Source organism: Thermaurantiacus sp. (genome assembly GCF_053487655.1).
This window is the reverse complement of the sequence record NZ_JBRCLD010000011.1, coordinates 23,219-31,247: the sequence shown is the minus strand read 5'-3', so window position 1 is coordinate 31,247 and position 8,029 is coordinate 23,219. Positions and strand designations below refer to the sequence as shown.

Genomic DNA, 8,029 nt, shown 5'->3' with positions numbered 1-8,029 from the left:
ACCCCGCACGACCCAACCGCCCCGCCAGCAGCCGCCGCAGGGCCGGCCGGCAGCGACGCGCCCCGATCCCGAGACGCTCGCGCGCGACTTCACGATCGACATCGACGAACTGGTCTCGGGCTCGGCGGTCGCCGCGCCTGCCAAGCCGCCCGGCGTGCCCGCCCCGGCGCCGCGCCCTGCCGTGGCACCCCGCCTCGCCTGGCCAGTCGAGGGCCGGGTCATCACGTCAACCTTCGGGCCGAAACCAGGCGGCAAGGTGAACGAGGGCGTGACCATCCGGGCGCTCAAGGGAAGCCCGGTTCGCGCCGCGGCCGGCGGCACCGTGCTCTACGTCGGGGATGCGATCGAAAGCTTCGGGCTTCTCGTGCTGCTGCGCCATGAGGGCGGGGCGGTGACCGCCTATGGCCATCTGGAGGAGGCGCTGGTCGCAACTGGAGCAAAAGTTGAGCAGGGCGCCATCATTGGCCGGGCCGGCGCTTCCGGGAACGCGCGCGAGCCGCAGCTCATGTTCCAGCTGCGGCTGGGGCGCAAGGCGGTGGACCCGCTGCCCTATCTCAGGGGCCAAGCCTGAGCTCGGGGGCCGCAATTCCAAGCGGCTGGTGGGTGGCAGCAACAAGGAGGCCGCCCGAGCGCAGATGCTGGGTGATCGCAGCCTCAAGCCGCGCAGCGGAATCCGAATCGAGCGTGGCTGTCGGCTCGTCGAGCAGCCACAGCACAGCCCCGCTTGCCAGCACGCGGGCGAGGCTGGCGCGCGCGCGCTGGCCGGCGGAAAGATAGGCAACAGGAAGATCAAGGAGCGCCGTCAGGGCGAGGGCTTCGGCGGCAGCCCATATCGCGGCCTTCCCCTGGCCGTCGAGCGCAGCCCAGAAGGCGAGCTCGTCTGCAAGCCTTTCATCCAACTTCAGCGCTGGCTCGGGGCCCTGGAAGGCGGTGGCGAAGGGGTTTTCGATCCGGCCGGCGGCAGGCTCGAGCAGGCCAGCGAGCGCGCGCAACAGCGAGGTCTTGCCCGAGCCGTTGGCCCCTGTCAGCAGCAGCGCCTCGCCAGGCCCAAGGGTGAAGCCAAGACCTTCGCACAACAGCCGGCCACCACGGACGAGTGCCAGGCCCTCGACCAGCAGGCGCGCGCTTGCGTTCGCCTCCGCCACGCCCTAGGCGCTGCCCGCGTCGGAGCCTAGCGCAGCCTGGATGCGCATCCGCCTCAGGGTCTCAGGGTCGCAGGTTCGGGGCCGAGGCGCGTCAGCGCCGCAGACGGCGGCGCAGCCGCCCATCCTGTCGCTCCGTCTAGCCTTGCCATCCCCGCTGGCCTCGCCTAACGCCCCGCCAACGTCGGAGCGTAGCGCAGCCTGGTAGCGCATCAGACTGGGGGTCTGGGGGTCGCAGGTTCGAATCCTGTCGCTCCGACCATTCCCGGAGGCGGCTGCCGCCAGTGCGAAGCGCTGGCCGGCAGACTCGCCGAAGGGGCGGCCGGCGCCGGCGGGCCACAGGAGCGGCTTTGCCGACCCCGTGGGCCTGCTGGCGACCGACGGCGCAGCCTGCGTTTCTCTCACCCAAGGCTCTCCCGGTGCGCCCGCGCAAGCTCGAGATAGCCTGCCGCCCCCGCCCGGTTCCGCTGCACCTCCGCGTCAGTCAAAAGCCGCACCAGCTTCGCCGGCCGTCCGGCCCAGAGTTCACGCGCGCCCACGCGCTTGCCTGGTGTCAGCAGCGCGCCAGCCGCGACCATCCCGTCGGGCTCGACGACGCAGCCATCCATCACGATTGCGCCAAGGCCGATGAAGGCATGATCCTGGAGCTCGCAGCCATGGATCATGCAGCTGTGGCCCACCAGCACATCCGCGCCAATGCTGGTTGAAGCCAGCTTGCGCGTGACATGCACGACCGTCCCGTCCTGGATGTTGGAGCGCGCACCGACACGAATGGGCATGACATCGCCGCGCAGCACGCAATTGTACCAAACGGACGCCCCCTCGCCGAGCACCACGTCGCCAATGAGGGCAGCAGTTGGCGCGACCCAGGCGCTTGCATGCAGCTGCGGCAGGCGCCCGTTGAAGGGATAGAGCGGCATCAGGGAAACAGCGGCACAGCCTCAAGACCCAGAGTCTGAGGCAGGCCGAACATCAGGTTCATGTTCTGGATTGCCTGCCCAGCCGAGCCTTTCACCAAATTGTCAATCGCCACAACCACCAGCGCCCGGCCAGCGATCCGGTCGGGGAAGATGTTGAGAACGCAGAGATTGGAGCCGCGCACCATCCGCGTCGCTGGCATAACACCGGGTGGAAGCACGTGAACGAAGGGCTCAGTTGCATAGCGTTCGTCGAGGGCCCTGCGCAAATCAGCAAGCGCCGCCCCAGGTGTCATGCGCACCGAAATCGTCTCAAGCTCGCCGCGGTTCATTGGCACAAGATGGGGCGTGAAGGAGACCAGGACATCCTGGCCAAAGGCCTTCGCCAGCTCCTGCTCGATCTCGGGCATGTGGCGGTGCTTGCCAACGGCATAGGCGGCAGCCCCTTCCGCCACCTCGCAAAAGAGGTTGGTCTCGCGCAGCGACCGGCCAGCGCCGGACACGCCGGACAGCGCGAAAATGGATATGTCATCGGGCGAGATCAGCCGAGCCTGGGCGAGCGGCAGAAGTGCAAGGAGCGCTGCCGTCGGGTAGCAGCCGGGGCAGGCGACGAGCCGGGCGCCGGGCAGAAGATCGCGGGCATATTCGGCAAGACCATAGACGGCCTCGTCGAGAAGCGCGGGCGCCGGGTGGGTCACGCCATACCATTCGGCATAGGTCTCGGCATCGCGCAGCCGGAAGTCGGCGGAAAGATCGACAATTCGAGGGCCGGCGAGGCCGGCGAGAAGCTCGGCGCTGGCGCCATGGGGAAGGCAGCCGAAGACGAGGTCGGCCGTGCCGAAATCAACGGCATCGGCGCGGGCGAGCGGAGGCAGGCTGTCCGCCTCCATGAAATGGGGCCAGATGTCGGCCATGGTCTGGCCAGCCTTCTGGTTGGCGACAAGCGCGACAATCTCAACAGCCGGGTGGATACGGGCAAGCCGGACGAGGTCGGCACCGGTATAGCCGGAGGCACCCAGGACGATGATGCGGATGCGCTCCATGGTCTCGCCCCTAGAGCAGGGAGCGGAGCGGCTTCAAGACAGGGAGGATGGAGGCGAAGCTGTCCGTCCAGGGGCGCACGTCTCCGGCCGGGGCCAGCGGCTCCCAGGCAGCAGTCGCGTGCGGCCCGCCGGTTGCTGCCGCCACGGCCTCCTCCAGCCGCCCGGGCGTGCGCGCGACCATGATCCAGTCGGAGGAGGAATAGGCGTAGCCGGCGAGCGCATCGTCATTTGCTGGCGTATAGCGCAGCCGGCGCCCCACAAGCCCCTCGGCTTCGATCGCGGCGGCGACCACCCGCTCCAGGTTCAGGAAGCGGTTGGAGACGTGCAGGAGCAGGATGCCATCGGGCGCAAGTGCCGCCATGTAGACTCGCAGCGCCTCGACGGTGAGGAGATGCAGGGGCACCGAGTCGGATGAGAAGGCGTCAACGGCGAGAAGATCGAAGCTTCCGCGCGGCTCGCCGGCAAGGGTCAGGCGGGCGTCGCCCAGCACCAGGCGCAGATCCGGCTTGCAGTCCGCAACATAGGTGAAGGCCCGGCGGGCGACGGCAAGCTCAACGACTGCCGGGTCGATTTCAAACGCCGTCCAAGCCTGTCCGGCTTTTGCGTAACAGGCAAGCGTGCCAGCACCGAGGCCGACAAAGCCGACGCGCGCGCCGTCGCCGAACAGGGCCGGGATCGCACGCATCGCCCGGCCGACGCCGCTGTCGGGGGCATAGTAGCTCATCGGGCTTCTGGTGCGGGCCGGCTCGAGCGACTGGATGCCGTGAAGCGTGGTGCCATGGAGCAGCCGGCGAACCTTGGCGCTCTGCACATTCTGGATGGTGTAGACTCCAAAGAAGCTGCGGGTCCGCGCACCCTCGATGCTCGAGATGTCGAGCTGCTGCCAGCCGCCAACGGCAAGCATGAACATGGCAAATTGCCAGCTGAACATGAGGGGCCGGCCGATGGCAAGGACAGCAAGGCAAGCGATGACGAGGAGGGCGAGGAGCTGCACCGGGCTCGGCTCCTGCGGGTTGAAGACGGCACCCAGCCAGAAGGAGAGCGCAAGCGCAACACCCGGCGCGAGTGTCCGGAGCAGGCGGGATGGCAGGCCCATGCCTGACCAGAGCCGGCCGATGCGTGCCGTGAGTGGGCCGGCCGGCATCAGGAGCGCGGCCGCAAGGAGGAGGATCGGATGCTCCCACACCCAGTCGAACAGCAGGGGCGCAAGAAGGGCCGCAAACAAGCCGCCGAGAACGCCGCCGAGCGACAGGCAGAGGTAGAAGCGGGTCAAGGCCGCAACATGCGGGCGCGAAATCGCCAGCTGGCCGTGGAGTGCGACAGCAACCGCGAACAGCAGGAACAGGCTGGCAAGCCCATAGATGCTGGCAGCACGGTCAAGGCTCAGAAGCCCGGCCGCGCCGAAGACGAGAAGGAGGATGGGTGCTGCCACGCGCGCGGCCATGAACCAGCGTTCGCCCTGGCGGCCGAAGACGAGGATGAAGGAGAGGAGGTAGAGCCCGAGCGGCAAGACCCAAAGCAGCGGCATCGCCATGATGTCGGTCGTGATGTGGGTTGTGGTGGAAATCATGAGGCCCGAGGGGACGGCGGCAAGCAGCACCCAGTAGAGCTGGCGCGCGAACGGAACCGGCACGCGGGTTCGCGCGACCGCCTGGGGAGGCGCAGCGCTCCGCACCAGGAAGAGCCCGGCAACGGCAACAAGGCCGAGGAGGAGGAGGTAGAGGCCAGACCAAAGCGCCTGCTGGTTGGGCAGCGCGGTCAGCGGCTCGAGCAGGAAGGGATAGGCAAGGAGCCCTGCGAGCGAGCCGGCGTTGGAGGCGGCATAGAGGAACCAGGGCGCGCGCGCCTCTGGGTCAGAGCTCAAGGCGAACCAGGCCTGCATGAGCGGGGCCTGGGCGGCGATGGCGACGAACAGCGGGCCGATCCCCGTTGCCAGGAGAAGGAGCAGCCAGCGTGCTTCCCGGCCCGGCGGCGGCAGCCCAGTTTCAGGAAGGCCAAGTGGCAGGGTGAGCGCAGCCGCAAGCAGCACAGCCACATGCAGGAGCACCTGGCGGCGCAAGGGCAGATGCTGGAGCGCGTGGGCATAGAGATAGCCGAGAAGAAGCGCGGCCTGGTAGAAGACCATCGCCGTGTTCCACACCGAAGGCGCACCGCCGAGCAGGGGCAAGGCCAGCCGCGCGATGAGCGGCTGGACGAGAAACAGGAGAAAGCTCCCGAGCGCGACAATGAGGATGAACAGCGGGCGCAGAGGAATAGCGATCGCCCGCACATGCGAAGCCGCAGTCAAGTCCGCTGGCCTCGAACCAGAGTCCAGCCCTCATGGCGCAGCAGCCATTCCTTGCGATCGCTCCCGCCACCATCGCCAGCGAGCGACCCGTCGCTTGTGATGACACGGTGGCAGGGCACGATGATGGCAAGCGGGTTGCGGCCAATGGCAGCGCTCACGGCGCGGGCCTTGCCGATGTCGCCGAGCATGACAGAAATCGCGGCGCAGCTGCGCGTTTCGCCCGGCGGAATGGCGCGAAGTGCAGCCCAAACGGCGCGCTCGAACGGCGAGCCGAAGCGGCCCATCATGATGTCATCGAAACTGTCGAACTGCCCAAGGAAATAGCCGGCAAAGGCCTCTTGCAGCAGAAGCGGCACGGGCACGTCAGCCTCCACCCGCACGCCAGTGCCAAAGCGGGCGAGCGAAGCCTCAATAGCTGAAGGGTCGTCATGGAACTCAGCGGCCCAGAGTACCTCCTCCTCGTCGTGGACGAGGACCATCTGGCCGATGGGCGTGGAAAGGCGCGAGCGGTTCAGCATGGTACGCCATAGAGATCGAAGGCGTCCGCATCCTCGATCCGGACGCGAACAATATCGCCTGGCTTCGCGTGCGGCGCATCGCGCAGCAGCACGCGGCCGTCGATCTCGGGTGCGTCCCACTTGCTCCGCGCAGTTGCACCACCGCCGGCTTGCGGGCCATCGGCAGCATCGACCAGCACTTCGATCTCCCGCCCGATTTTGGCGGCCAGCCGACGCGCGGAAATGGCAGCAGCATGCGCCATGAAGCGGTCGCGGCGTGCGTGGCGGACTTCGGCAGGCACAGCGCCGGGAAGCGCATTGGCATCCGCGCCAGCGACAGGCTCGTAGGCAAAGCATCCCACGCGGTCGAGCTCTGCTTCCTCCAGCCAGGCGAGCAAATGCTCGAACTCGGCTTCACTCTCACCCGGAAAGCCGGCGATGAAAGTCGAGCGGATGGCAAGGTCAGGCACAAGCTGGCGCCACTTGGCAATCCGGTCGAGCATGCGGGCTTCGTCGGCCGGGCGGCGCATCGCCTTCAGGATGCGGGGGTGGGCATGCTGGAGAGGAATATCGAGATAGGGCAGCACCAACCCTTCGGCCATCAGTGCAACAAGTTCGTCGACATGGGCGTAAGGGTAGACATAGTGGAGCCGGACCCAGGCGCCGAGCTGGCCGAGTGCGCGGGCAAGATCGGTGATATGGGCGCGTATCCCCGCCTGGCCGAACCGCGCATGGGAGAGGTCCCGGCCATAGGCGGAGGTATCCTGGCTGATGACGAGCAGCTCCTTGGTGCCGGCCGTGACTAGCTTCTCGGCCTCGCGGAGGATGGCGTCGGGCCGGCGGCTCGCAAGCTTTCCGCGCAGCGCCGGGATGATGCAGAAGCTGCAGCGATGATTGCAGCCCTCGCCAATCTTCACATAGCTGTAGTGGCGCGGGGTAAGCTTGAGCCCGGCCTCGGGCACCAGGTCGACAAAGGGCTGGCGCGGCTGCGGGGCGGCAAGACGGACGGCGTCAACGACTGCCTCATATTGCTGCGGGCCCGTGACGGCGAGGACCTCTGGGAAGCGGGCACGGACAAGATCGGCTTCGGCGCCCATGCAGCCAGTGACGACAACGCGGCCGTTTTCGGAGATTGCCTCGCCGATCGCCTCCAGGCTCTCGGCTTTGGCGCTGTCAAGAAAGCCGCAGGTGTTGACGATGACGACATCGGCCCCGGCATAGTTGGGCGAGATGGCATAGCCGTCCGCACGCAGGCGGGTGAGGATGCGCTCGCTGTCGACGAGCGCCTTGGGGCAGCCGAGCGAGACCATCCCGACCCGCTTCGGCGGGGCCAGCGCGATTGCCATCCCCGTCAGCCGAGCCCCATCAACTTCAACACTTCCTCGCGCGAGCGTTCGTCGTCGCGGAACACGCCCATCATGCGCGAAGTCGTCATGATCACCCCCGGGGTTAGCACCCCGCGCGCTGCCATGCAGGCGTGGGTCGCCTCGATGACGACAGCAACGCCGCGCGGCTGAAGACCTTCGTGGATGGCATCGGCAATCTCCGCCGTCAGCCGCTCCTGCACTTGCAGCCGCTTGGCATAGCCGAGCGCGACTCGGGCAAGCTTGGAGATGCCAACGACCCGGTTGGTCGGCAGATAGGCGACATGGATCTTGCCGATGATCGGGGCCATGTGGTGCTCGCAGTGGGACTGGAACGGAATGTCTTTGAGGAGCACGATCTCGTCATAGCCGCCAACTTCTTCGAAGGTGCGACGGAGATGCTGGCGGGGATCTTCCCGATAGCCGCGGAAATATTCGCGATAGGCGCGGGCGACCCGGCCCGGCGTGTCAAGAAGCCCCTCGCGCGCGGGGTCGTCGCCAGCCCAGCGGATGAGGGTGCGAACAGCATCGAGCACTTGCGAAGGGATTGCCGCGTCGCGGTCTTCGCCTTCAAGCGGCTCGTCGTCATCAAGGATCGAAAAGTCGGCCATGGCCCCACCCTGCGTCCCGGACCTGCAGGGCCCGCGTGAAACCCGTGCCGGATGCAGGGGTCGAACCCGCGACCTTCGGTTTACAAAACCGCTGCTCTGCCAGCTGAGCTAATCCGGCGCGGCGCCCCCTTAGGCTCTAGACGCCGCACATTCAACTGCGGCAAAACC

8 protein-coding genes and 2 tRNA genes are annotated in these 8,029 nt (G+C 67.5%); 2 read left to right on the top strand and 8 right to left on the bottom strand.

Annotated features, from left to right (window positions below; translation table 11 throughout):
- Positions 1–571, top strand: a 571-nt coding sequence (locus ACWIQA_RS01275; RefSeq protein WP_448581252.1) for a murein hydrolase activator EnvC family protein, incomplete at its 5' end; no start/stop codon positions are given.
- Here the strand turns inward: ACWIQA_RS01275 and ccmA are convergent.
- A complete protein-coding gene (ccmA, locus tag ACWIQA_RS01270; protein WP_448581251.1) occupies positions 555–1,145 on the bottom strand; it encodes a heme ABC exporter ATP-binding protein CcmA in 591 nt (196 codons plus the stop codon). The genes ACWIQA_RS01275 and ccmA overlap by 17 nt on opposite strands.
- Positions 1,146–1,327: 182 nt before the next feature.
- Between ccmA and ACWIQA_RS01265 the strand changes: the two genes are divergently transcribed.
- A tRNA-Pro gene (locus ACWIQA_RS01265) sits at positions 1,328–1,404 on the top strand.
- 139 nt (positions 1,405–1,543) lie between these two features.
- Here the strand turns inward: ACWIQA_RS01265 and ACWIQA_RS01260 are convergent.
- The 7 genes from ACWIQA_RS01260 to ACWIQA_RS01230 form a co-directional block, all read right to left on the bottom strand.
- Positions 1,544–2,062 carry a gamma carbonic anhydrase family protein gene (locus tag ACWIQA_RS01260; RefSeq protein WP_448581250.1) on the bottom strand — a complete coding sequence of 173 codons (519 nt, stop codon included), beginning with the start codon at positions 2,060–2,062 and terminating at the stop codon, positions 1,544–1,546.
- Positions 2,062–3,102 (bottom strand): N-acetyl-gamma-glutamyl-phosphate reductase, encoded by a 1,041-nt coding sequence (gene argC / locus ACWIQA_RS01255; protein WP_448581249.1) that lies wholly within the window; start codon positions 3,100–3,102, stop codon positions 2,062–2,064. The genes ACWIQA_RS01260 and argC overlap by 1 nt, the downstream gene beginning before the upstream one ends.
- Before the next feature lie 10 nt (positions 3,103–3,112).
- A complete protein-coding gene (locus ACWIQA_RS01250; RefSeq protein WP_448581248.1) occupies positions 3,113–5,389 on the bottom strand; it encodes a spermidine synthase in 2,277 nt (758 codons plus the stop codon).
- Positions 5,386–5,907 carry a methylated-DNA--[protein]-cysteine S-methyltransferase gene (locus tag ACWIQA_RS01245; protein ID WP_448581247.1) on the bottom strand — a complete coding sequence of 174 codons (522 nt, stop codon included), beginning with the start codon at positions 5,905–5,907 and terminating at the stop codon, positions 5,386–5,388. The genes ACWIQA_RS01250 and ACWIQA_RS01245 overlap by 4 nt, the downstream gene beginning before the upstream one ends.
- On the bottom strand, positions 5,901–7,232 hold the full coding sequence (rimO, locus tag ACWIQA_RS01240) for a 30S ribosomal protein S12 methylthiotransferase RimO (protein ID WP_448581246.1): 1,332 nt from the start codon (positions 7,230–7,232) through the stop codon (positions 5,901–5,903). The genes ACWIQA_RS01245 and rimO overlap by 7 nt, the downstream gene beginning before the upstream one ends.
- A 5-nt stretch (positions 7,233–7,237) precedes the next feature.
- Entirely contained in the window at positions 7,238–7,861 is a 624-nt protein-coding gene (folE, locus tag ACWIQA_RS01235; RefSeq protein WP_448581245.1) for a GTP cyclohydrolase I FolE, read from the bottom strand.
- Positions 7,862–7,906: 45 nt separating this feature from the next.
- Positions 7,907–7,979 (bottom strand) — tRNA-Thr (locus tag ACWIQA_RS01230).
- Positions 7,980–8,029 lie beyond the last annotated feature (50 nt).